The following is a 22,203-nucleotide window of genomic DNA, read 5'->3' on the forward strand; positions in this document are numbered from 1 at the left end:
TTATTTTATAAATTAGGCACTTTAATCACATCACCAATGCGAAGCTGAGTAGAAGGCGTTAAATTATTCAGCTCAGCCAATAAATTGGTTTCTAAACCATATTTACTCGCAAGACCGATTAAGGTATCACCACGCTTCACTTTGTATTCCACGACAGTTTTTGGAATCACAATATTCTGACCGCGCTGTAAGTTAGCATTTGCTTTTAATGCATTCATTTCAGCCAGTTCACGCACTGAAATACCAGCACGGCTCGCAATACTATTTAAAGACTCACCAGATTTAACCGTATATCTTTCAGTGTTTTTACCAGCAGCAACTGTTTTAGTTGAAGACTTAGTATCTACTTTAGCTGTTTCAACTGTAGGCACATCACCCGTTAGCTTTAAACGCTGCCCCACACGAACGCTACTGTTGCGTGAAAGACCATTTAATGAAGCAAGGTAGTCCAGCTGTAAGTGGTAGCGATTAGCGATATTACCTAAGCTATCACCAGATTTAACTGTATAAGTTTCTGGTGTTTCTTCTTTGGCGTTTTTAGAAGATTTAGTTGGCACTTCTTCAACCGTACCTGTTAGTTTTAAGCGTTGACCAGCACGCAAACCAGCAGTACGAGACAAACCGTTTAGGTCAGCCAAATAGCTTGTTTGCAAATTATATTTACTCGCAATCGCATTTAAGCTATCGCCAGACTGTACAACGTATTGCTCTGGAACACTTAAGCCTGCCGGTACTTTTAAAGTTTGACCAAGCTGTACATGGCTATTTGCTTTTAAGTTATTTAATTCGGCTAACTCAGCTAGGCTAATTTTTGATTTAGTTGCAATACTCGATAAAGTATCACCACGTTGTACTTTATAGCCTTCTATTTTATAAGAAACACTTGCTGATGCTTTCTCAGATTTACTAGAAGCCTTAGTTTCAGCAACTTCATCTACAGAAATATCTTGTGTAGGCACATTAATTTTTTGGCCTACCATTAAGTTACTGCCCGCAGTTAATCCCGGTGTTAATTCAGCAAGTTCCTGATTAGAGAGCGCATAACGATCTGCAATCAATTTAAGGTATTCACCGCGCTTAACAGTATAGCTTTTAGTTGCTATACGTTTTGCACTTGCCTGAACAGCTTTCGGTTCTGCTTTAGCACTTAAGCGACTATTTTTTGGTTCTTTTAACTGTAGTTTTTGCCCAACAAATAAGCCATCAGTCACTGATAAATCGTTATATTCAGCCAATTGTCTTACTGACAAATTAAACTGGTTAGCCACACCACTTAAGCTATCGTTAGCCTGAACGACATATACATCTGGTTTAGCTGTGCTTTTTGAAGTCGTTTGAGTTTCTTGTGGCTTAGCATCATAAAGGTAAAGCGTTGAACCAACATATAACGTCTTTTCAGGATCAATCTGGTTCCACTTAGCAACATCGCGCCAGTTTACGCCGTTTTTCATCGCAATAACGGCTAAAGTATCACCTGGTAAAACTGTATAGGTACTACGTTTGCCTTTTGGCTGCACAACCACTACATCTGTGTCAGTTTTAATGTAAGGCTTGTCTTTATTGCGCTGCCCATCTTCAGAATTAGCTACAGTCACATCTTCAGCTAAAGTTTTTGGATATGCAAAACCTTTACTTACTTCTTTACCTTGTTGCTCTGCAACTGACTGACTTGTTTGAATCGCAGTTAACTTAATTTTGCCATCATAAGGATCAACAATTTCTGTTCCTTGTGGTGCAATAGCTTTCAACTCGGCAACTACTTGATCTTTTTCAGCCTGCGTTGGTTGTGGCTCTAAAGCTTGTTGAACTGTTTCTTTTTCACCTTCAGCTCGAACTGCCGCTAAAATCTTTTCACGTTCTGCAGCCGAGATTGGTGGCTCTGTCTTCACTTGCTTAATATTTGCCGCAGGTGTCACAGCAACAGGAATACGTGGAGCACTTGGTACATCAGCCGAAGCTGCAAACGCGGCTAAAGCATCAGACCCACGTGGAGTTGAAGTTTTTACCGTGGTAGAGCTACTCGTTGTTTTAGTAGGTGTTGACGGTTTAACCGGTTGAACCTGATTTGCAGGCGTGGTTTTAATTGTCACAGATGTTGAAGCACTTACATCTGGCTTAGATGGTGAGGTCACATTTGCCCACCAACCTGAACCACTGCCTGACTTCATACCTTTTAATTTATTATCAATTGAAGGACTTAAATCGGCTGGAATCAAGATACGCATTGGACTTGCTGGATCCACCATTTCACCACGATATCCCGGGTTTAATGCATAGAGTTCCGAACGACTTAATCCAGCTACAGACGCAATTTCATTCAATGATAAAGGTGCAGATAAAGTCACTTCACGGAAATGGGGTCTATTTGCAATAGGCGGCAAAGAAATACCGTAAGCTTTTGGATTTTTAATAATTTGGGCAACAGCCAAGAAACGCGGAACATAGTTCATGGTTTCTTGAGGTAATTTTAAAGACCAATAATCAGTTGGTAAACCTGCTGCCTGATTTCGGTTAATTGCTTGTTGAATACGGCCCGGTCCAGCGTTATAGGCTGCTAAAGCAAGCTCCCAAGAACCGAATTGGTTATATAAGCTTCCTAAAAACTCATAGGCAGCACGAGTCGACTCAACAACATCTCGACGGCCATCATACATGCCTGTTTGCTTTAAGCCATAAATACGGCCAGTGCTCGGAATAAACTGCCATAAACCTGCTGCGGCTGCGCTACTTGTTGCAGCTGGGTCATATGAACTTTCAATTACAGGTAAGAGTGCAAGTTCTGTCGGCAAACCACGGCGTTCAGCTTCTTTAACTGTATGGTACAAATAACGACTTGCACGGGCACTTAAACGATCAAGATAAGGCTGACGAGAAATAAACCAACTACGCTGAGCTTCAATACGTGAATCCCAATGGTTCAAATCCATTTTGAAACCAACAGACATACGTTTCCAGACATCACCATGCTTTAAAATAAGCAGACGGTCACCCTCTACAGCACGCATATCAGTTGCTGAAAGTAAGTCTTCCAATGAATCAAGACTACTCGCATCTAAATAACCTGCACCACTGACCTGTTTCGATTTTGAGGTTTTTGCAGATTGCGGAGTCGATGAACAGCCTGTTGTAATACCCAACGCAGCTAACGCAGAGCTAAGTACGGTAATTTTAAACAATGATGCTGCAGATGGCTGCCACACAAATGTGGTTGGTTTATACATAAAAACTTCCAAACAACTCGCGTAATATTTTTTTGGGGTCTGCCCACAAACCCTAGGTCTTCGATGCCATTGTAGTAAAGCATGCAAGATAGACAAGGCAATAATTTAATGTCATTTGCATGGAAATGTTACAAGAAATTAAAAAAACCTTGCTTTGATACGATGGAACCGAACTTTTTGCGTATACAATACACCATATTCAGTTCTTTTTCTTTTAGTTTAGGTTTCGATTTATGTCTCAAACAATCACACTGTATGTTGATGGTGCATGTCGTGGCAATCCAGGTTTAGGTGGTTGGGGCGCATATGTCATTACTGAGCAGGGTGAACATAAATTATTTGGCGGTGAGCCTGATACGACCAATAACCGTATGGAACTCACTGCTGCCATTGAAGGTGTTTCATTTTGTCCAACCGATGCACATTTGATTATCTGGACAGATTCAAATTATGTGAAGCAAGGTATTACTGAGTGGATTCATGGTTGGAAAAAGAAAAATTGGAAAGATGTAAAAAATCCTGACCTTTGGCAGAAATTAGATGCTGTCTGTGCAGGTAGAAATATTGAGTGGAACTGGATTAAAGGCCACGCAGGACACCCTGGCAATGAAATGGCAGACCAGCTTGCTAATTTAGGTGCAGACAAAACTGCGAAAGAACTCAAGCAACCACAGTCTGCCACTGTATCGCAAGATATAAAAAAGCATGAACAGGACTGGTTGCTAGATGACCCTTTCGGGTTTGATCTGGCTGACGCAACAGAAGAAGAAAATATTCATCTTGAAATAACTGAAGAAGTTGAGATGATTATTGTGGAAGAAGAAATTATTGAAGTTGAAACTGCCGAACAAGAAAGTAAGCAGCCAAACAACAACATTCATCCTCAAATCGTTGTGACCGAAGCCAAATTAAAATTACAGGGTCCTCGACAACTCATTCTCGATACGGAAACCACTGGTTTTTATTTCCAAGATGGCGACCGCATTATTGAGGTGGGCGCGATTGAGATGATTAACCGTAAACTTACGGGTAGTTCGATTCATATTTATATTAATCCACAAAAACCAGTGGGAGACTCAGAAAATATCCACGGTATCAGTGATGATTTCTTAAAAGATAAACCGCTCTATGCGGACATTGCTGACACCTTATTTGACTATCTCAAAGGTGCAGAGATTATTGCCCACAACGCGACCTTCGATATGAACTTCCTTGATATGGAGTTTAAACGCGTAGGGCTTCCTGCACTTTCTGAAGTATGTGAGGTAACGGATACTTTAGCTTTAGCGAAAAACAAACATCCGGGACAAAAGAACTCCCTTGATGCGCTTGTAAGACGTTATGAAATTCCAGCACGTGACCGTACTTTCCACGGCGCATTACTCGATGCTGAAATTCTTGCAGATGTCTACTTGGCAATGACTGGTGGTCAGGTTTCTTTTGATATAGATGCCTTATCTCAGAGTGAAAATAGCCAGCAAACAACCAATAGAAGCAGAGTTCAAATTGACCTTCCTGTAATTTACCCTTCAGATGAAGAGTTAAATACACATGAGACTTGGGTCAAAGAATATGAGGAAAAACACGGAGAACCTTGCCTTTTTGCAAAATAAATTTTTGATTCTTTAGTGTTTTTAGCTTTTCCCCTTTGTAAGTTAAGTTATATTAGTCGCATAGATTTTTAGCTCAAGTTATTGAGCACTACGAATATAACAATTGATTTTTTGCAAAGGGGAACGTTTATGTCTGAGCATACGTCGATTCATTTCGATCCAACAGCTTTACTCATCATTAAACATGAAATTGATCGTTCAATAAAACTGGTAGAAGGTGCGGTAAGTACCTTAATTGAAGAACAAACTCTCCCTTTTGGTATTGATGATGCATTAGAACAGTTTAAACAATGCACTCAAGTTCTACGTTTAATTGATGTTCCTTATCTTGCAAAAATCACTCAGTATTCAACTGAATTGATGCAAAAAATTATTGCGAATCCAACCCAAATTAATACGGATGATGTGGTTGCCCTAAGCGAAGGCACGACCATGGTAAAGCGCTATATTGAATTTATCTGTTTGCGTGAAATACAAGTTCCACAATTTCTTCTTACGACCTTAAATAATTTAGAATTGGCTTTAAATAAGCCACTGACTACCTCCGGACAAGCTATTGTTCCTTTACTTGCAAATACTTCGCTTGAACTGCCCTTGCCTGAAATATTAATTAGTGAAAAAACTCAGTTCATCCATCAACTATACAAACTATCTCTACACCAATTTTTAAAAAAGACAGCCTCAGCTCAGAATTTTCAAGCCTTTAAACTTATTGCAACCTATTTGGTCAGCATGGCGAATACTCAGCCAAGCCAAAAATATTGGCAGCTCGTCAATTACGCTTTTAACCATATTGATGACCTCCTTTTAAATGATTCACGCCTACGTGTACTGATTAATATTGAAAGTCATATTGCTCTATTTTTAGCAGCGCCCGAAAGTTTTGAGCCCAATTTAGCTGCCTTCGCAGATATTTTAAGTATTGTTATTGCTCAAGAAGATGAGATTGCTCACCATATTCGTAAACAGCTTCATATTGGTGATGAAACACCAACTGATACTCAATTACTCATTTTAAGTCGCCATCTCTTTGGTCCGGACTTTGACACGATGCACACAGTCAGCCAATTAATCTTAGATGAAATGAATAAGGTGCGGAACGATATTGAATACAACTATCAAAATATGTCGCCTGAAAAAGCACAGCAACTACAAGCGAGCCTTTTACAACTGGCTCATACCTTTAAACTTCTAAACCTTGATAAAGCCGCATCTGCTCTTTCTCAACAAGCCAGCAGTTTAAGTCAACTTAACATTTTAAGTGATGAAAACTATGCTCAGCAGCTGATGAACAGTATTTTATCTGCCATGAACTCAATTGGTATTTTGGTACGCAATTACACGTCAAATCGTCTACAACTTAGCGTGAATAATACGGCTATTTCTTTAGATCGTCTTGATGAAGCTCACCAAGCTTTGCTTACTGAGACAAAAAATTTAATTGATTTTATCTGCCAAAGTCTTACTTTGTATGCCAATGACCAGACACAAAATATTGAAGCCATCGCAGGTTCATTAAAAGAGTTAGCGGGTGCAGCCGAATTTTTAGGAAGTACGACTCAACAACATGCTTTACTCCAAACTGCCCAATTTGTTCAAGAGCAACTTGAACAAAGCCAGCCTTTTAATACAGACCAAATTCACTGTATTTTTAACGTATTAGCAGGCATTGACATGTTAGTTGACAATTTAAAAAATAAACAACCTGTTCTACAATCCATGTTTAATGTAGCATTGTCGAGTAGTCAACAACTTCAAAAAAAGGCAGCTTAATGTCTGAATTATCACTTGCTTATATTTTCCATCATCAACAATTACTGGTTGACCAGAATCTCCAACTACCCAAAGTCGAAAAGTTAGCAAGTGATTTACTTTTCACTCATGATGAGCAAGTCATTGCACGTGACTTGCTTGCTGAGGAACCTATCCCCGAAGGCTTACAGCTTGTTCCAATTCGCCAGCTTATTACCAGCTGGTCGAAAGAACAGTTTTTGCAGGCGAGCCGTGCTGTTCAATTACTTGAATGGCGACGAAACCATAAGTTTTGTAGCCACTGTGGACATCCGACGGAAGTTCATCCAACCGAATATGCAATGGTATGCCCTTCTTGTCGCTACCACCAATATCCTCGTGTAAACCCTTGCATTATTACCGTCATTACTCGAGGTGATGATGAAATCTTGCTGGCTAAGTCAGTTCACAATAAAACCAACATGTATGGTTTGATTGCAGGTTTTGTTGAGGTGGGCGAAACACTTGAAGAGGCAGTACAACGTGAAGCCTTTGAAGAAGTCGGTTTAAAACTTAAAAATATTCAGTATATGTCCAGCCAGCCTTGGCCATTCCCAAGTAACCTTATGGTAGCATTTCGGGCAGAATATGAGTCGGGTGAAATTAAGCTTCAAGAAGAAGAAATTGCAGATGCCCAATTCTTCAAAATTGATCAATTACCTGAGATTCCGTTTAAAGGAAGTATTGCTCATTCAATGATTATGCAGATTACCCAAGCTGGGTAATCTGCCGTGTTTTAAACGAGACTCTCGTTTAAAACACTTCTTCGAGAAAATGTAAGATCGTTCTTTTCGTTCTGAAATAGTGGCTAATAAAGCTAGAAAGACTGGCCAAAATTGTAATATGTCCAGTTTTAGGAATCACAGCGATATGGCTGTGATTTCCACTCTGTCTTAAAGCCCGATCCAAATCCAATGTATTCTCTTTGCCGACAAGCTGATCATTTTCAGCCATGAGCAAGTAATGTTTAATACTATTTTGATTGACGAAATAGTATGGCATCACCTCTTGATAAGAAATACTTTGATCAAAAGCATCTTCTGCAAGTGGGTCACCCTTATAATCAAAATGATAAGGTCCAGCTAAACCGAAAATCGCCTTAATATTTCCTAAACATTGAATAGGATTTGGCGTTGGGTGATAAACAGCAGACATTACATTAAATGCCCCTGCCGAATGTCCCATAAGCACAACATTTTCTGTAGAAATTTCTAGTTTGTCTTGGTTTTGATGTAAATAATTCAATGCCTGAGTCAGGTCATCAACAAAACTCGGAAAAATATTTTTAGGAGCTAATTGATAGTTGATAACTGCAACGTCATAGCCTTCTTTAGCAAACGTCTCACCAATAAAAAGATAATCTCGCTTATTACCATGTTGCCAAGCACCACCATGTACAAAAACAATAAGAGGCTGATGTGCTAGTTTTTTAACAGATCGGTAAATATCCAAACGGTGACGCGGCTTTAGACCATAACGTACATTTGCGACCTGTTCAAAACCATCTTTTGGCGTAAAACGGTTTAAAGCAAAACTCCCCAAATCATAAAGGCGGAACTCTTTATAAAGAGTTCGCGCCTGTTCAATTTTACTTTGTAGTTGTTCAATCAGATTCATATATTACTGTGCATTCGAAGCTGGATCTGTTTGGTCAGGATCAATTGCAACAGGAGTTTGAACTGTTGGTTGAGCAATGACGTTATTAATAATTGGTGTAGTCGTTGCACTAGCAGTACTCGCCGCTGGCGCAGGTGCTAAATCAACGTTATCAATTAAAGTAACAATTTTAGTCACGTTACCCACATTTTGTAAGACGCTATTCAAATCATTAATTTCAGCAGTATTTAAACGTCCCATGACATAAAGTACGCCGTCTTCGGTATGTACGAGAACCTTACTATCAGAAACTACAGGTGCCTTCATTAAAAGCGCACGTGTATTTGCAGTTACACCAGCATCTTGCATGATCGTGTTATAGCTGACCTTATTACCCACGGTAATGTAGTTATGTACAGCTTTTACATCACTCATGGCTTTAAGATTGTCTTCTGCCAATTGTTTCAAGTATGGGTCTGGCACTTGTCCTGTTAATAAAACAGTACTATGGAAACTTTCGATATTAATACGTGATTGTTTAAAACGCTGATCAAGCTTATAGAGGTTAATATTCGCTGTACGTTTAATTGAAGAATCAATGAATACCTGACCTAAGCTACGTACACCACTATCTGTTCCGACTGGAGCTGTACCTGTTCCACCAGAAATAAAACTTGCGCAACCTGACAAACTTGCGACACAAAGCGCTGTTACAGCAATACGTTTCAACACTCCACCAGACTCCTATCAATCTCTTCTTGGCTTGATCATAAAATATCGATTTTAATTTGCTCAAAAGAGTAATGAACTCTTAATCCAAAGTAAATGCATTTTCGATCCATTGCAGATCATAATGGAAATTTGAAAAGTCTTGCTGTACTGTTTTTGCAATTTTCTGTGGAAAATCAAAACAAATCACATCAAAACGACAATAAAAATCCTGATAAGATGGGTAGCGCTGTAAAAAACGCATCGCGGTTTTAATAATTTTCTTCTGCTTTGCTCTTGTCACCATTTCGCAAGCCTGTCCATAACTCCCTATAGTACGTGCCTTTACCTCAACAAAAACCAGCTCTTGCCCTCTTTTAACAATCAAATCCACTTCACCACGGCGTGAATGGTAATTACTGGTTACCCATACATAGTTTTGCTTTTGCAACAGGTTTAAAGCTGTTTGCTCTGCCCATTTCCCCAACTGCTGCGCTAATAACATTTTTATCTTCCCCAAATTAAAAGTAGCACCACATATTTTGATGCTTAAATTATTTCGTTAAATCCACCCGTACTTTTTGATTTAAATTGAACAAATGAAAATCAGATCATTTTGGAAAAGCAAAGGTTGGCAGACATTGTTCACGCCCAAATCATAATTTCGGGTAAACTACCCCATTAAAATTGTTTATCTGTACGGAGTAAAACCAAATGAGTGCTCAGTTATTTGTTGTAGCCACCCCAATCGGGCACTTAGATGATATGACTTTCCGCGCAATTGATATTTTAAAATCAGTTTCTATCGTAGCTGCCGAAGATACTCGTCAATCAGCACAATTATTTAAGCACTATAATATATCGACTCAACTTACTGCATGTCATGACCACAATGAAAGTAATAAAATTGAGCAGTTAGTTCAAAAATTACTTGCAGGCGATAACATTGCTTTAATTAGTGATGCCGGTACACCACTTATTAGTGACCCTGGTTTTAAGTTAGTTCGAGCTGCTCAAGAACATGGCATTAGGGTTGTTCCTGTGCCTGGCGCATGTGCTGCAATTGCTGCTCTAAGTGCAGTAGGTCTACCGAGCGATCGTTTTAGTTTTGAAGGATTTTTGCCATCAAAAGCTTCTCAACGTATTTCTCAATTAGAAAAACTCAAAAATGAAACTCAGACCTTAATTTTCTATGAAGCACCACACCGTATTTTAGAATGTGTAAAAAATATGGCTGAGGTATTTGGTGAAAACCGTCCTGTAGGTTTCGCACGTGAAATTACCAAAACCTTTGAAACCATCAAAAAAATGACTTTAAAAGATTTGGTCAGTTTTATAGAAAATGATCACAACCAAGAAAAAGGCGAAATTGTTCTTGTAGTTGGCGGTGCACCAGAAAAGACAGATCTGGAACAAGAAAAACTAGATGAACTTTTAAAGCGCTTACTTCAAGATTTATCTGTTAAAGCGGCATCTCAACTGGCTGCTGATTTAACAGGAGTTAAGAAAAAAGTCGCTTATCAACGTGCGCTTGAGTTAACACAATCTTAATCTTTTGATTAAGCACAGTGATGAATAATAAATTTTCTTCATCATCACTGTGCATGAATTTTGCATAATAATATTAAAGATAAAAATAAGAGTATTTACATGAATGTACAGTTTGGAAAGCTTGGGCCGCATGAAGAGTGTGAACTAGAATTACTACTTTCAGGCGAGAAACCTATCGCTTTGTTTTATGATCTACTACCTACCGAGTTTTTAGAGCATCTCGAGCAAGGTACTTTATCTATGCTGAGTAAAGACATTGAAACCTCTTTACCTTTACCATTTTCAATTATGCTGATCTACAAAGATGCACCTTTAGCAAATTTAAATGAACTTGTGTTATGTATTGAAAAATCACTAAAGGAGACTCAGCTCGAAGATCACTTAGAGCTTGACCGTAGAATCGGACAGCTTTTAGGTTACTCAACACAAGATATAGAGTTTTATATTCAGTATGTTTCAAATTTTTATGCCCGCTCACGGACTTAAATTTATCTCAATATCTTTTTCGCTGACTGAACAATTGTCTCAGTTAATACATCAAGTTGCTGTGACTGTCTTTTCCAGTGGTGCCAATATAAAGGAACATCAAGTTCGGCTTCAGGCATAATATCAACAAGTGTTCCATTTTCGAGTAGTGGCTGAACCTGCAACTCGGGCACCATGCCATAGCCTAAACCTAATTGAATTGCTTTGACGAAAGCATCTGTTGCTGGAATAAAACTATAAGGATAACTTTGCATCGGTAAACCGTATCCTTTTAGTAAGACCTCTGAATGCATTAAGTCTTTATGATTAAAAATAACTGCTGGTGCTTTTCTTAATGCATCTCTATTCACTCCGGCACTAAACCATTTATTTACAAATTCAGCAGAGGCCAACATTTTATAACGCATTTTTCCTAGTGGTTGAGCTAAACAACCTGACATGACCTGCTCTTCTGCCGAAATACAGGCATTGACTTGTCCTGTCTCCAATAAAGTATGCGTGTGAGATTGATCATCAATTTTTAGTTCTAATACTATTTTTTCTTTAAAAAGCGTTTGCTGAATATTTGGTAAAAGCCAAGTAGCTAATGAATCTGCATTTGAAGCTAGAGCAATTTTATAAAATTCAGATTCTGATGATTTTCCCATCAAACCTTGTAATAAATTTTGCTCCATTAATCTCGTATGACGTAAATGTTGCAATAAAGTTTGCCCCGCTTGAGTGAGCACACACGGGCGACCCCGTATAATTAGTATTTGTCCTAAATACTTTTCTAAAGCCTGTACGCGTAAGGACACTGCCGAGGGCGTAATATATAAATACTCTCCTGCAGCATCAAAACTTCCCAATTCTGCTACTGCAAGAAAGGCTTCACATTGTTTGCTATCTAACATATAAAACCTAAATTTTTTTTAGCTAAACCTAAATATTCTTAATTTTACTTATTTCTTAATAAAAAGTCAGATAATTCCCACATCTGATTTTTTCACCTTATTGTTATGTTCTCTCTTAGTATATTTTTTAAAGGTTTCGGTATTGGCAGTGGGCTTATCGTAGCAATTGGAGCTCAAAATGCTTTTGTCCTAAAACAAGGACTTAAACAGCAATATGTATTTTGGTTGTGTTTAATCTGCGCTCTGTCCGACTCAATTTTAATTGCCTGTGGTGTATTAGGCTTTGCCGAAATCATGACGGCATCACCTATCTTAATTACCGTAGCTAAATATTTAGGGGCAACGTTTTTATTAGTTTACGGTGCTAAAGCATTTTATGCTGCATTTAAGACCACCCAAAGTATGGACCTTGATAGCAGTCAAAAACAGACTTTAACCCAAGCATTAGTGACCTGTCTTGCCTTTACTTGGCTTAATCCTCACGTGTATTTAGACACTATTGTTCTGATTGGTTCAGTTGCAACTCAGCTTGAAGACAAAGTGAGTTTTGCTTTGGGCAGCATTCTTGCCTCTTGGGTTTTCTTTTTTAGTCTGGGCTATGGTGCAAGATTATTAAAGCCACTATTTACCAATCCCAAAGCTTGGAAAATTTTAGATTTCATTATTGGTTGCGTTATGTGGAGTATCGCTATAACCCTCTTGTTTTAACGGCTTAAAATTAAAAAAGGATCATAAAAAGATCCTTTTTTATTACTCTTTAGTATTACGCTTCACTGGCCACTATAACCCTTGCCTGTTTTCTTTCTTGTTGTGACTGTTTTATAACAGCGTAGCCAGAAGATACACCCAAGTATGCAATAACAAAGGCAACAAATAAATCGGGAAATACACTGCCTGTTCCAAATACCCCAACCGCCGCTAAAATTACAGCAATATTGGCAATTGAGTCATTTCTACTGCACAACCAAACAGAGCGCATGTTGGCATCCCCATCACGAAATGCATAAAGCATAAGCGCAACAGAAACGTTAGCAATTAGAGCCATTACACCAATTGCCCCCATCACCATTGGTTCGGGTGAAACACCATAAAAATATGACCAGACCACTTTCGCAATGACAAAAACACCGAAAGCCGCCATCGTTATTCCTTTAACTAATGCCGCTGTCGCACGCCAATATAAACTCATCGAAAGAACGACTAAAGATAGTGCATAGTTTGCTGCATCTCCGGCGAAGTCCAATGCATCTGCCCAAAGTGAAACAGATTGGGTCTTATAACCTCCCAATATTTCCACCACAAACATTAAGGCATTGATCACAAGTGCAATCCATAACGCTTTTCTAAAACGTGGACTCACTTTCTTTGAAGGAGAACATGTTGAAGCACAACTACATCCAGCCATTTTATTTCCTCAAAAACTCTTTTATAGTGATTAAAAACCCTCGAGTAGCTCCAGAGTCAAGTCTTATGAGTCTTTCTATTGGTCAATTATCAAAAAAAGCGGATATTCCAATTGATACGATCCGTTATTACGAAAAAGTAGGTGTACTTGATCGCATCCAACGTTCAGAAAATAATTATCGTATTTACACCGAACAAACACTTGCAGACCTTTTATTTATTAAGCATTGCCGTGAATTAGATATTTCACTGAGTGATATTAAAACATTAAAAGAAATGAAAACTCAGCCTAAACAGGCCTGCACAGAAATTGATAATTTAGTCGATAAATACTTAAAAGAAGTATCAGAAAAAATCGAACGATTATTACTTTTAAAAGAATCTTTGATTGATTTAAAACAGCACTGTTCTACCAACCGAACAGTAGATGAGTGCGGGATCTTGAGAGAGCTTCAAAACTCTCTTTAAAAATAAAAAAAGCATCACTCATGTGATGCTTTTTAGGATTAATGGTCGCTATGTTCATCTGGAGGAACTTCAGTAATTCTCCCCCCTCGAGCTAAAAATGCGGCAACTTCATCTTCCAGCGCTTGGCGCTGTTTTTGCTTAGCAGTCACAGTCAGTGTTTCTGCCTCAGCAATATCAGTATCATTAATACTGCTTGCTTCTTCATCAGCTGCACCGCTTTCAGCTGCTTTCGCTTCATCTTCATCTACAGCAGAATCTTCTGCATCTTCATAATCATTGATATCTGACATTTTTCACTCCCCAGAATGATTTCTATTGCATCATCGCTATGGTCCCAAGACCTCAGAAATTTAGCAATCTCTTTGCATTTAGCAAAGAGCCAAATTGGTCAAATGTGTATCTTTTTCAACCCAATTGGTAATGATATATAAATGATTGCTTAAAAAATATCTACTGATATTTATTTAGACCAGTAGAGCATAAACTTCGTAATTATTTTAACGACTATACTGGGTGTTTTGTAAAGCCCCTAAACCGTTTGCTTGTTGCATAAAACGCTCTTTTAAGAAAGAAATTTGTTCAACTTGCTTGAGTCCCACATTCCGAGCCCAGATAAATGGAAATAGCTCACTACTTTCCAACCAGCCAATTGCCGACATGCTATGCATCATTGCATCATTTTGGCCTTTACGGCGATGCTCATAACGCAACAATGTCTGTTCATTTGCCCATACGCCACGCGCTAAATCATGTAGTAATGCATCACAGAGTACAGCCGCATCTAAACAACCAATATTTACTCCTTGTCCAGCAAGTGGATGGATAACATGTGCTGCATCCCCAATTAAAGCTAAACCAGCTTTCACATACTGTTTTGCGGCGCGCGCCTTGAGCGGGAATTGTGCTCTTGAACGTACATCTAACACTTCACCCAACATATGTTGGCTTTCTCGAGTTAAAAGCTGCATAAACTCATGATCGGTTAAAGCAGAATATTCATCGGCATAATCATCAGGTAGTGTCCAGACAATTGACTGCCAGTAGCCATTTTCACTTTCTTCAAGACTAGCCATCGGTAAATAGGCTAAAGGCCCTGTAGGTAAGAAAGTTTGCCGAGCAACATGATTGTGGGGTTTAGATGTTTTAATGGCACAACTAATCGCTGCTTGCTTGTAATCTAAGACATCTAGGTCAATAAAGGCCTGTTCTCGTACAAATGAATTGGCACCATCTGCCCCAATCAGTAGTTTTGTTTTAAGTGTCGAACCATCTGCCAATTGAATATGCCAACAACCAACACCCTGCTCAATGCGAGTCACACGAACCTGAGTACGATAATCTTTTAGTTGCTCAAGCATTTTTTGCTGAATGGCAACATTCAATACACTTGGCTCAACCATAGAACCCAAGGACTGTTCTGGCATTGGTCTTTGTACGGACTCATGGCCAAAATTAATTTCACCATAGCCATTCAGATTCCATACCTGCATTCCTGTATATGGCATTTGACGTGCTAGATCATTCCAAACATTGACAGTTTTAAGTAAATGAATGGTCGCTTGGCTCAGTGCTAAAACACGCGGGTTCATCACACTTAGTGTTTTTTCAACATCCAGTACAGGAGCAGCATCAAGCACAGTAGGCTGTACACCACCTTGTGCAAGTAATAAAGCTGTTAAACCACCAACCAGTCCACCACCAACAATGACAACATCTAGTACTTCACTCATGCTTTTAACCCCATTGCATAGTTCGCTACCAGTGGTTTAACTCCCGGAATGACATCGAATGCAATTAATCCCGTATTACGAATTAATTTTAATAATGGATTTTGGTTACTAAAACCACGAACCACGGTGTCACAGAACTTAATCACTCGCTGTTGATCTGACAAACGGGCTTGTTCATAAGCCAGTAAATTATCTGGGTTACCAATATCATCAGAAGTAGTTAGCTGGTTCACTAAATAACGCACTAAAACATCCGCATCACGTAGACATAGGTTAAAGCCCTGTCCTGCAACAGGATGGATTGTATGCGCCGCATTCCCAATTAAAATAACGCGTCCGACTGCTTGTTTATGTGCAAGCACTTGTGAAAGCGGATAACTAAAGCGTTTACCCGTCTTTTCAAATTTACCCGCTCTGTCACCATAAGTTTTTTGCAAAGCATCTAAAAAGTGTTGGTCGTTTTCTTCACCTAACCACTCACCTTCAGTGCCTTTTTTAACAGGCCATACAACCGAACGGCGATATTCGCCCGGTAAAGGCAATAAAGCTAAAGGACCTAATGCACTAAAACGCTCAAAACCGACTTGTTCATGGGGTTTTGAAGTCTGAACAGTAGTGACAATTGCAACCTGATCATAATCATGAACATCTACACCAACGCCGATAGCCTGACGACAGAAAGAGTCACGTCCATCTGCAGCGATTAATAGTTTTGATTCAAGTTTTAAAACTTCATCACCACGCTTGGCCTCAATATGTACTTGCTCAGCATCTTGAGTTAAAGCAGTCACTTGAACGCCATCAATCAGCTCAATCAAAGGCTGCTGACGTACTTGAGTCAATAAAACACGACCCAACCAAGCATTTTCAATCACCTGCCCAAAGCTTTCGACTTTTTCTTGTTCTGCAATTAATCGTGCCTTACCAAAACTGCCTTGTTCAGTAATGTGAACTTGTAGAATTGGAGTCGCGTGCTGCTGTAATGCATCCCATAACCCCAGCTTCTGATAAATCTGGACGCTACGACGCGATAAAGCCGTATTACGCGCATCGAAACTGGAATGATAAGGGGCAACATTTTGATCATCATAGTTTGGGTATTTCACAGCTTCTAACAGCTTTACTGCAATATTAGCCTTCGCCAGCATGAGTGAAAGGCTAAGTCCAACCATTCCCCCACCTACAATAATCACTTGTTGTTGCATCTAGTTGTGCTCCTTTGGCGAATACGTTTAATTATGATTTAGCTTGCGCCATTAAATGTTCAATATCTGCAATATTTTTAACTACATCAGCAGTTAAAACTCGCGGACCTTTTGATGTTGCGACCACATCATCTTCAATACGGATACCAATACCACGCCATTTTTTATCTACAGTTTCATCGTCTGGTGCAATGTATAGGCCTGGTTCAACGGTAACGACCATACCTTCTTCATATTGACGCCAGTCTTCACCTTTTTTGTAAGACCCGACATCATGTACATCCATTCCTAACCAATGGCCTGTACCATGCATATAAAACTGACGGTATGCTTCAGTTTCGATAAGTTCGTTAATATCACCTTTGAGCAAACCTAACTCAATTAGGCCTTCGGTTAAAATTTTAACGGCTACTTCATGAGGCTCACGGTACGAATTACCAATGCGTACTGCATCAATCGCCGCATATTGAGAAGCCAATACAACTTCATATAATGCTTTTTGTTCAGCATTAAACTTACCATTTACTGGAAAAGTACGGGTAATATCTGACGCATAGAACTCATATTCGCATGCAGCGTCAATTAAGACTAAATCACCGTCTTTAAGAGGTTGGTTATTTTCAACGTAGTGTAAAATGCAGGCATTAGCCCCGCCACCAACAATACTGTTATAAGATGGGACACAGCCGTTTTGCCCAAATATATAATTGAGCTCGGCTTCTAGTGCATATTCCATCATGCCAGGGCGAACAGTTTGCATCGCGCGGGTATGTGCCTGAGCACTAATTTTTGAGGCAATTTGCATCAGCTCAAGTTCTTGTGATGACTTGATTAAACGCATTTCATCAACAATACGGTCGAGCTGAATCAGTTGAGCCGGAGCACCTTGATGTCGATGCTCAGCATCTGCTTTTTTAATCCACTGGCTCACTCGTGCATCAAACGCAGCATTTTGCCCAATCCGATAATAAAGACGTTCTTTATTTAATAACTTTTCAATAATTTCTTCATCAAGCAGATCAATTGCATAGGCTTCATCTGCATCATAGTCTTCGATTGCACCGTCAATTCCGGCACGGTAACCATTCCAGATTTCCATCTCGCGGTTACGTTCACGGCAAAAAAGACTATAGCTATAGTCAGTTACATCCGCAAAAGTTTCAATAACTGCAACTGCTTCAGGCTCAGCAAAGCCCGTCAAATAGAAAAAACTACTATCGGCACGGAATTTATAATCCGCATCACGATTACGGTACATCTCCTCACGCGTTGCAATAATTGCAATACTGTTAGGACCCATTTTTTCTGCTAAACGGTCTCTACGATGTTGAAAATCAGCTTGAGGCAATTTCATAATGATCTACTTGATTTAGAATTTTAAAGTCAAAAAATAAAATACAACCAATAACACATCGCCTCAATTAGCTTGGACGATGTGGTGTGAACATTTCTACAATATTCTGATCTGTACCTAGAGCCGCATTTTTACTTTTTGCATGAAAGTTTTTCAATAAAGAACTTTCAGCTACAGTGATTTTTTTTCTGCCAATAGACAAGCTCACAGGGATTAAGCGTACAAATTCATACAATTCTTCGTAACTGCTTTCACCTTCCTCATCATTGTCAGAATCTTCAAATTCAACTGCTGCAACATCTTGAAGGTGTTCAATCAATTCACGCTCATCACTACGAACATGACCCGATGCCAAACCAAAACCTAACACAACACCCGCACACCAATCAGATAATGCTTGCACACGCTCTTGAAGTAGATGTTCATCATCTGGAAGCATTGGTAGATAATCTAATTCATCTTCAGATAAAGCATGAACCACATCTTCTGCTTCGTCAGTCAAAAGCGCTAAAGCATCTTCACTTAACTCTGGCACATTAAGGGTTGTTAAAATTTGTGACCATTCTTCACGCGTAGGCGCTTCTGTCACACAAACAATACCTGTTAACAGACCATGTAACTCACTAGGGCTTGAAATTTCTTCAATTCCTTCAAAATGAGCGTTCCAATCTGTCCAGCCTGAAATATCGTCTTGCATTCGTTTATCCAATCTCTATACTTTGTATATATTACCTTTGATTGCAATTCTGTGCGACCTCGTTATGTTAGAACAATTACAGCGGCTACAAGCGCATATTAGCGTTTTAAAAACACGCTTACATCATTTAGAGAGTGAACATGCGGCACTCTCAGAAGCTAAAGAACTGGCTGAAACAGAGCATCACGCACAAGTTGTGCAAAAAAATAGTATTATCACTAAAAAACAAGAGGAAATTGAGTCGGTAACTGAGCAACTTTCTCAGTTAAAAGGTCAATTTCAACAATTGAATCAAGATGCTAACACACTTGCCGAACGTTATAGCCGATTAGAAAAAAGTACGACTGATTTAAAAAATCGTTTTCAAGAAATTCTTGCAGAACGAAATGAATTACGTGTTGCAAAAGAGAAGTTACAAGCCCACCAGCGTCAAACCCAACAAGAGCTGCATGATTTACAACAAGATCGTGACCGTTTGTTACAAAAAAATGAGCTTGCCAAATCAAAAGTTGAAGCCATTATTCAGCGTTTAGGAATTTTAGGCACTGCTCAAGATCAACATGCTCAAGAAATCCAGCAACTTGCACATCCTAATGCTGAAACTGGTGAGGAGATCCAATCATGAGTGAACAAGTCATGGTAGAGCTTAGGCTGATTGAGCAGACTTTTAGACTCGCGACTACCTCAGATAAAAAAGATGAACTTGAACGCGCTGCACAACTTCTCAATGAGAAATTTAATGACATGCGCCGTAGTGCCCCACGTGTTGAGCACAACAAACTAGTCATTATGGTCGCTCTACAGTTAACTCAAGAAGTGTTGAGTCTTAATAAATCTTTGCAGGAATACACTCACTGTGAACGTCTACTTCAAACGATTTTAGAAGATGTGGAACAGGTTATTTAACAGCTTTGATTACCACAAAATGCCTTGCTCTATAAATCATAGATGCAAGGCTTTTTTATTTTTGACTATCAACTACAGTTGAATATCGTTTTATCTACTTTCAATGTACAAAGCTTCATCAAACGCAAACTAAGTTTACAGTTCCCTAGGCTCAAGTGATTGCCAACATGGTCAGATCGGTTATACTTAAGCTATCTCTGGGATGTTCGCCAGCGGGTCTATTCCCCTGCCGATACTTAAACTTATGGATTGCGTTCTGTATATTTAGAGTGTATGCCTACCTTCGAGTAGGAAACCCAGCAAGTATACGTCGCGTCCACCTTGAACTCATCGGGTTCAGGGTAACGACACATGCAGCGGCATCTTCGGAGCATTTATTTTTAATTAAATAATAAAATTCCAAAAATTTATTTCAATTAGCCTTTCAATACAGACCTGTCGGTACAATCTTTTTCTCAAGCATTCAATAATGCATAACATTATTATTTTAGAGATGAATAAGTTTCTGCATTCAAAATTACTTTTCTTTTCTACTCAGGCATTCTTGATACCAAGCTGTTTGAAAATCTTCTATCGCTTTTCTTTTAAAGAAGCTGGTCTTGAATACTTTGGTTGAGTAAGCAGAAGTAATTAAATCTTGATAAAGTTTTTTTGCCTTTGGATCTTCAAGACTATTCGCTATATGCAGCAAGTCTTCAGATGGGACTTTTTGTTGACGCGCTTCCATGACAGTATAAGAAACTTTCTTTACCACATTACAAATTTCGGGGTCATTTACACTTTCATCGGCATAACAGCCAAAAGCTAAAAAACTAAGAAAAAATAATTTAAATTTCATATACCTACCTTATTTTTATAGCTTTGAATTAATTACAGAATTTTATTATTAATAAAGAAATAGGAAATTGATCCCTATTTCTTTTAAAGGTTTTTATGCTGGATTAATCACATAAAAATAAATAATTAGACCTACTAAAACGGTTGAAGCGATCATTAAGTATGTACCAACTGTATTAAAACTCTGTAAGAACTTTAAGATTTCCATATCTAAATCCCCTAAACTTTCACTTATAAAGATAGAAGAAAATTTATCACAACCCAATAATGCCAATCAATTCACATTTATCGGATTTTTTGAGATTAAAATCAAAACAAACTTATTGAGTGCATCTAATCGCAAAAGCATCCTTATAGTAGTCCGTCGCACTTTTCAAATCCGATAATAATTTCTCTTCAGTATAAGGTTTAGGCGAAATTTTTATTAAGGCAGGCATATATTGGGTCTTATAAACTTCTGGATAGTCATGACATAAGATTTTGACTTTAACTTCTTGCGGTGTATTCGGGTTATCTAGTTGATCTAAAAACTCTCCTATTTTACGATCTGATTCTTCAAATTGAGCTTTATAATCAACTTCTGCCGCTTCAGGTTCGGCTTGTTTCGTACATCCACCAAGTAGCAGACCAATACTTATTGTAATGGTTAAAATTTTCAACTTCATAGGCTTAACAATTCTGCATTAATCTTTTAAATATACTTAACCTTATTAAATGTAAAGAAATACTGACAATACGTAAAGAAATAGAATTTTTAATAGTTAAACACAATAAATCAGATCAATTTATGACTTTTGGTCTAACGAATTTAAGTTATTTTCTAATTACCCTTCTATTTCCATAAAGCTGTCGAAAAATAGGTATAATTTTGCACGACTGATCTTTAATCTTAGTTAGATTTATACATGAATGAACTCAGCTTTATTAGAAAAAATTTAAGATTTAAAAGACGTTCTTTAAGTTCATTTGAGCAAAAACAAGCTCAGCTTGATGTTCTTCATCATTTAAATACCCTCCCTATTTTTCATTCTTCCAAAAAAATTGGTTTATATTTGCATGCCTTTGGAGAAGTTCACACAGAGCTTCTCATAGAATTATGTTTTAAAAAAAATAAGCAGGTTTATTTGCCGATGATTTGTTCTATGAACCAGCGTTTGGTCTGGGTAAAAATATCTAAAAACCAATATATAAACCGACGTTTTTCGCATCACCCATTGGGAATGAAAGAACCGATGGCCACTAGAGCAAAACATGTTTCATCACTTGATTTATTGATCATGCCACTTCTGGCATGCGACCGATATGGTACGCGTATTGGCATGGGAGGTGGTTATTATGATCGTACCTTGGCAAGTGCAAAACACAAACCTTATCGTTTAGGGTTAGCTCATCAATTTCAATTTATCGAACATACTTTAAAGCGTCAGAGTTGGGATCAGCCATTAGATGCTTTACTCACACCTCAACGTGTTTATTATTTTAAAAGATAATATTTATATAAAAACTAATAAAATTTAGTCATATAAAACCAGTTTTTTTACTTTTATGTCTTTCAAAATCATAAAAGTAACCACCCTAAAGATGGTTACTTTTACGTGACAGACCGTTTTACCAATTTATATTACCACCTCTATTAGGCACCAAACATTGAATAAGTTGTGAATTATTGTTAACCATATAATGTCTATAAATCGCCCGTAAAATGATTATTTTCTATTCATAAACATTTTTTGTGATATGGAT

General features: G+C 38.4%; 24 protein-coding genes and 1 other RNA gene. 11 read left to right on the forward strand and 14 right to left on the reverse strand.

Features of this window, described 5'->3' with window-relative positions; translation table 11 throughout:
• Window positions 1-5: 5 nt before the first annotated feature.
• A complete protein-coding gene (locus J580_RS10330; RefSeq protein ID WP_032004118.1) occupies window positions 6-3,221 on the reverse strand; it encodes a lytic transglycosylase in 3,216 nt (1,071 codons plus the stop codon).
• A gap of 233 nt (window positions 3,222-3,454) precedes the next feature.
• On the opposite strand from J580_RS10330, the gene dnaQ reads away from it, so the two are divergent.
• From dnaQ to nudC, 3 genes are all read left to right on the forward strand, one after another.
• A complete protein-coding gene (gene dnaQ / locus J580_RS10335) occupies window positions 3,455-4,834 on the forward strand; it encodes a DNA polymerase III subunit epsilon (RefSeq protein WP_032004119.1) in 1,380 nt (459 codons plus the stop codon).
• 129 nt (window positions 4,835-4,963) lie between these two features.
• Window positions 4,964-6,607, forward strand: coding sequence for a hypothetical protein (locus J580_RS10340; protein WP_032004120.1), 1,644 nt, complete (start codon window positions 4,964-4,966; stop codon window positions 6,605-6,607).
• The gene (gene nudC, locus J580_RS10345; RefSeq protein WP_005070517.1) at window positions 6,607-7,350 is read left to right on the forward strand and encodes an NAD(+) diphosphatase; all 744 of its coding nucleotides are present in this window, start codon (window positions 6,607-6,609) and stop codon (window positions 7,348-7,350) included. The genes J580_RS10340 and nudC overlap by 1 nt, the downstream gene beginning before the upstream one ends.
• 28 nt (window positions 7,351-7,378) lie before the next feature.
• Here the strand turns inward: nudC and J580_RS10350 are convergent, their stop codons facing one another.
• The 3 genes from J580_RS10350 to J580_RS10360 all read right to left on the reverse strand — a co-directional run bounded on the left by J580_RS10350 (window position 7,379) and on the right by J580_RS10360 (window position 9,434).
• Window positions 7,379-8,242: an alpha/beta hydrolase gene (locus J580_RS10350; RefSeq protein WP_014206106.1), complete on the reverse strand. Its 864-nt coding sequence runs from the start codon at window positions 8,240-8,242 to the stop codon at window positions 7,379-7,381.
• Window positions 8,243-8,245: 3 nt separating this feature from the next.
• Entirely contained in the window at window positions 8,246-8,953 is a 708-nt protein-coding gene (locus J580_RS10355; protein WP_017398647.1) for a BON domain-containing protein, read from the reverse strand.
• A 79-nt stretch (window positions 8,954-9,032) separates the two neighbouring features.
• Window positions 9,033-9,434 (reverse strand): YraN family protein, encoded by a 402-nt coding sequence (locus J580_RS10360; protein ID WP_032004121.1) that lies wholly within the window; start codon window positions 9,432-9,434, stop codon window positions 9,033-9,035.
• Between the two features lie 209 nt (window positions 9,435-9,643).
• Between J580_RS10360 and rsmI the strand changes: the two genes are divergently transcribed.
• On the forward strand, window positions 9,644-10,480 hold the full coding sequence (gene rsmI / locus J580_RS10365) for a 16S rRNA (cytidine(1402)-2'-O)-methyltransferase (RefSeq protein ID WP_032004122.1): 837 nt from the start codon (window positions 9,644-9,646) through the stop codon (window positions 10,478-10,480).
• Between the two features lie 99 nt (window positions 10,481-10,579).
• Complete coding sequence (locus J580_RS10370; RefSeq protein WP_032004123.1) at window positions 10,580-10,966, forward strand: hemin receptor; 387 nt, start codon at window positions 10,580-10,582, stop codon at window positions 10,964-10,966.
• A gap of 2 nt (window positions 10,967-10,968) precedes the next feature.
• On the opposite strand, the gene J580_RS10375 is transcribed toward J580_RS10370, so the two are convergent.
• On the reverse strand, window positions 10,969-11,859 hold the full coding sequence (locus J580_RS10375; RefSeq protein WP_032004124.1) for a LysR family transcriptional regulator ArgP: 891 nt from the start codon (window positions 11,857-11,859) through the stop codon (window positions 10,969-10,971).
• Between the two features lie 105 nt (window positions 11,860-11,964).
• Between J580_RS10375 and J580_RS10380 the strand changes: the two genes are divergently transcribed.
• Window positions 11,965-12,567, forward strand: coding sequence for a LysE/ArgO family amino acid transporter (locus tag J580_RS10380; protein ID WP_002117603.1), 603 nt, complete (start codon window positions 11,965-11,967; stop codon window positions 12,565-12,567).
• A gap of 55 nt (window positions 12,568-12,622) precedes the next feature.
• Here J580_RS10380 and J580_RS10385 read toward each other — a convergent pair whose 3' ends face one another.
• A complete protein-coding gene (locus J580_RS10385) occupies window positions 12,623-13,264 on the reverse strand; it encodes a cation transporter (protein ID WP_032004125.1) in 642 nt (213 codons plus the stop codon).
• A 65-nt stretch (window positions 13,265-13,329) separates the two neighbouring features.
• Between J580_RS10385 and J580_RS10390 the strand changes: the two genes are divergently transcribed.
• Entirely contained in the window at window positions 13,330-13,731 is a 402-nt protein-coding gene (locus J580_RS10390; RefSeq protein ID WP_032004126.1) for a MerR family transcriptional regulator, read from the forward strand.
• A gap of 38 nt (window positions 13,732-13,769) precedes the next feature.
• Here the strand turns inward: J580_RS10390 and J580_RS10395 are convergent, their stop codons facing one another.
• From J580_RS10395 to J580_RS10415, 5 genes are all read right to left on the reverse strand, one after another.
• Window positions 13,770-14,021, reverse strand: a complete 252-nt coding sequence (locus J580_RS10395; protein ID WP_002117665.1) for a hypothetical protein — start codon at window positions 14,019-14,021, stop codon at window positions 13,770-13,772.
• Window positions 14,022-14,228: 207 nt separating this feature from the next.
• Window positions 14,229-15,461 carry an FAD-dependent monooxygenase gene (locus tag J580_RS10400; RefSeq protein WP_032004127.1) on the reverse strand — a complete coding sequence of 411 codons (1,233 nt, stop codon included), beginning with the start codon at window positions 15,459-15,461 and terminating at the stop codon, window positions 14,229-14,231.
• A complete protein-coding gene (ubiH, locus tag J580_RS10405; RefSeq protein ID WP_032004128.1) occupies window positions 15,458-16,666 on the reverse strand; it encodes a 2-octaprenyl-6-methoxyphenyl hydroxylase in 1,209 nt (402 codons plus the stop codon). The genes J580_RS10400 and ubiH overlap by 4 nt, the downstream gene beginning before the upstream one ends.
• Before the next feature lie 31 nt (window positions 16,667-16,697).
• Entirely contained in the window at window positions 16,698-18,020 is a 1,323-nt protein-coding gene (pepP, locus tag J580_RS10410; protein WP_032004129.1) for a Xaa-Pro aminopeptidase, read from the reverse strand.
• Between the two features lie 67 nt (window positions 18,021-18,087).
• The gene (locus tag J580_RS10415; RefSeq protein ID WP_032004130.1) at window positions 18,088-18,717 is read right to left on the reverse strand and encodes a UPF0149 family protein; all 630 of its coding nucleotides are present in this window, start codon (window positions 18,715-18,717) and stop codon (window positions 18,088-18,090) included.
• Between the two features lie 64 nt (window positions 18,718-18,781).
• On the opposite strand from J580_RS10415, the gene J580_RS10420 reads away from it, so the two are divergent.
• The 3 genes from J580_RS10420 (at window position 18,782) to ssrS (ending at window position 19,999) form a co-directional block, all read left to right on the forward strand.
• On the forward strand, window positions 18,782-19,342 hold the full coding sequence (locus J580_RS10420) for a hypothetical protein (RefSeq protein ID WP_002117619.1): 561 nt from the start codon (window positions 18,782-18,784) through the stop codon (window positions 19,340-19,342).
• Complete coding sequence (locus J580_RS10425; RefSeq protein ID WP_005070547.1) at window positions 19,339-19,623, forward strand: cell division protein ZapA; 285 nt, start codon at window positions 19,339-19,341, stop codon at window positions 19,621-19,623. The genes J580_RS10420 and J580_RS10425 overlap by 4 nt, the downstream gene beginning before the upstream one ends.
• Before the next feature lie 191 nt (window positions 19,624-19,814).
• Window positions 19,815-19,999, forward strand: a non-coding RNA gene (ssrS, locus tag J580_RS22765) — 6S RNA.
• A gap of 141 nt (window positions 20,000-20,140) precedes the next feature.
• Here ssrS and J580_RS10430 read toward each other — a convergent pair.
• The 3 genes from J580_RS10430 to J580_RS10435 all read right to left on the reverse strand — a co-directional run bounded on the left by J580_RS10430 (window position 20,141) and on the right by J580_RS10435 (window position 21,125).
• On the reverse strand, window positions 20,141-20,461 hold the full coding sequence (locus J580_RS10430) for a hypothetical protein (protein WP_032004131.1): 321 nt from the start codon (window positions 20,459-20,461) through the stop codon (window positions 20,141-20,143).
• A 93-nt stretch (window positions 20,462-20,554) separates the two neighbouring features.
• Complete coding sequence (locus J580_RS23040; RefSeq protein ID WP_081403614.1) at window positions 20,555-20,668, reverse strand: hypothetical protein; 114 nt, start codon at window positions 20,666-20,668, stop codon at window positions 20,555-20,557.
• 112 nt (window positions 20,669-20,780) lie between these two features.
• Window positions 20,781-21,125 carry a hypothetical protein gene (locus J580_RS10435; RefSeq protein ID WP_017398660.1) on the reverse strand — a complete coding sequence of 115 codons (345 nt, stop codon included), beginning with the start codon at window positions 21,123-21,125 and terminating at the stop codon, window positions 20,781-20,783.
• A 240-nt stretch (window positions 21,126-21,365) separates the two neighbouring features.
• Here J580_RS10435 and J580_RS10440 point away from each other — a divergent pair, with 240 nt between their 5' ends.
• Complete coding sequence (locus tag J580_RS10440; protein ID WP_032004132.1) at window positions 21,366-21,950, forward strand: 5-formyltetrahydrofolate cyclo-ligase; 585 nt, start codon at window positions 21,366-21,368, stop codon at window positions 21,948-21,950.
• Window positions 21,951-22,203: the final 253 nt, after the last annotated feature.

The sequence above is a fragment of the Acinetobacter sp. 1542444 genome (assembly GCF_000581835.1).
Taxonomy (GTDB): Bacteria; Pseudomonadota; Gammaproteobacteria; order Pseudomonadales; family Moraxellaceae; genus Acinetobacter; species Acinetobacter pittii.

What these genes read in the sequence shown, in the direction of transcription:
- J580_RS10380 (WP_002117603.1), top strand. Translation starts at nt 11,965, where the DNA reads ATGTTCTCTCTTAGTATATTTTTTAAAGGTTTCGGTATTGGCAGTGGG.
- J580_RS10415 (WP_032004130.1), bottom strand. Translation starts at nt 18,717, where the DNA reads ATGCAAGACGATATTTCAGGCTGGACAGATTGGAACGCTCATTTTGAA.
- J580_RS10360 (WP_032004121.1), bottom strand. Translation starts at nt 9,434, where the DNA reads ATGTTATTAGCGCAGCAGTTGGGGAAATGGGCAGAGCAAACAGCTTTA.
- J580_RS10390 (WP_032004126.1), top strand. Translation starts at nt 13,330, where the DNA reads ATGAGTCTTTCTATTGGTCAATTATCAAAAAAAGCGGATATTCCAATT.
- J580_RS10420 (WP_002117619.1), top strand. Translation starts at nt 18,782, where the DNA reads ATGTTAGAACAATTACAGCGGCTACAAGCGCATATTAGCGTTTTAAAA.
- dnaQ (WP_032004119.1), top strand. Translation starts at nt 3,455, where the DNA reads ATGTCTCAAACAATCACACTGTATGTTGATGGTGCATGTCGTGGCAAT.
- J580_RS10440 (WP_032004132.1), top strand. Translation starts at nt 21,366, where the DNA reads ATGAATGAACTCAGCTTTATTAGAAAAAATTTAAGATTTAAAAGACGT.
- rsmI (WP_032004122.1), top strand. Translation starts at nt 9,644, where the DNA reads ATGAGTGCTCAGTTATTTGTTGTAGCCACCCCAATCGGGCACTTAGAT.
- J580_RS10395 (WP_002117665.1), bottom strand. Translation starts at nt 14,021, where the DNA reads ATGTCAGATATCAATGATTATGAAGATGCAGAAGATTCTGCTGTAGAT.
- J580_RS10385 (WP_032004125.1), bottom strand. Translation starts at nt 13,264, where the DNA reads ATGGCTGGATGTAGTTGTGCTTCAACATGTTCTCCTTCAAAGAAAGTG.
- ubiH (WP_032004128.1), bottom strand. Translation starts at nt 16,666, where the DNA reads ATGCAACAACAAGTGATTATTGTAGGTGGGGGAATGGTTGGACTTAGC.
- J580_RS10400 (WP_032004127.1), bottom strand. Translation starts at nt 15,461, where the DNA reads ATGAGTGAAGTACTAGATGTTGTCATTGTTGGTGGTGGACTGGTTGGT.
- J580_RS10340 (WP_032004120.1), top strand. Translation starts at nt 4,964, where the DNA reads ATGTCTGAGCATACGTCGATTCATTTCGATCCAACAGCTTTACTCATC.
- J580_RS10375 (WP_032004124.1), bottom strand. Translation starts at nt 11,859, where the DNA reads ATGTTAGATAGCAAACAATGTGAAGCCTTTCTTGCAGTAGCAGAATTG.
- J580_RS10425 (WP_005070547.1), top strand. Translation starts at nt 19,339, where the DNA reads ATGAGTGAACAAGTCATGGTAGAGCTTAGGCTGATTGAGCAGACTTTT.
- J580_RS10370 (WP_032004123.1), top strand. Translation starts at nt 10,580, where the DNA reads ATGAATGTACAGTTTGGAAAGCTTGGGCCGCATGAAGAGTGTGAACTA.
- J580_RS10350 (WP_014206106.1), bottom strand. Translation starts at nt 8,242, where the DNA reads ATGAATCTGATTGAACAACTACAAAGTAAAATTGAACAGGCGCGAACT.
- nudC (WP_005070517.1), top strand. Translation starts at nt 6,607, where the DNA reads ATGTCTGAATTATCACTTGCTTATATTTTCCATCATCAACAATTACTG.
- J580_RS10330 (WP_032004118.1), bottom strand. Translation starts at nt 3,221, where the DNA reads ATGTATAAACCAACCACATTTGTGTGGCAGCCATCTGCAGCATCATTG.
- J580_RS10430 (WP_032004131.1), bottom strand. Translation starts at nt 20,461, where the DNA reads ATGAAATTTAAATTATTTTTTCTTAGTTTTTTAGCTTTTGGCTGTTAT.
- J580_RS10435 (WP_017398660.1), bottom strand. Translation starts at nt 21,125, where the DNA reads ATGAAGTTGAAAATTTTAACCATTACAATAAGTATTGGTCTGCTACTT.
- pepP (WP_032004129.1), bottom strand. Translation starts at nt 18,020, where the DNA reads ATGAAATTGCCTCAAGCTGATTTTCAACATCGTAGAGACCGTTTAGCA.
- J580_RS23040 (WP_081403614.1), bottom strand. Translation starts at nt 20,668, where the DNA reads ATGGAAATCTTAAAGTTCTTACAGAGTTTTAATACAGTTGGTACATAC.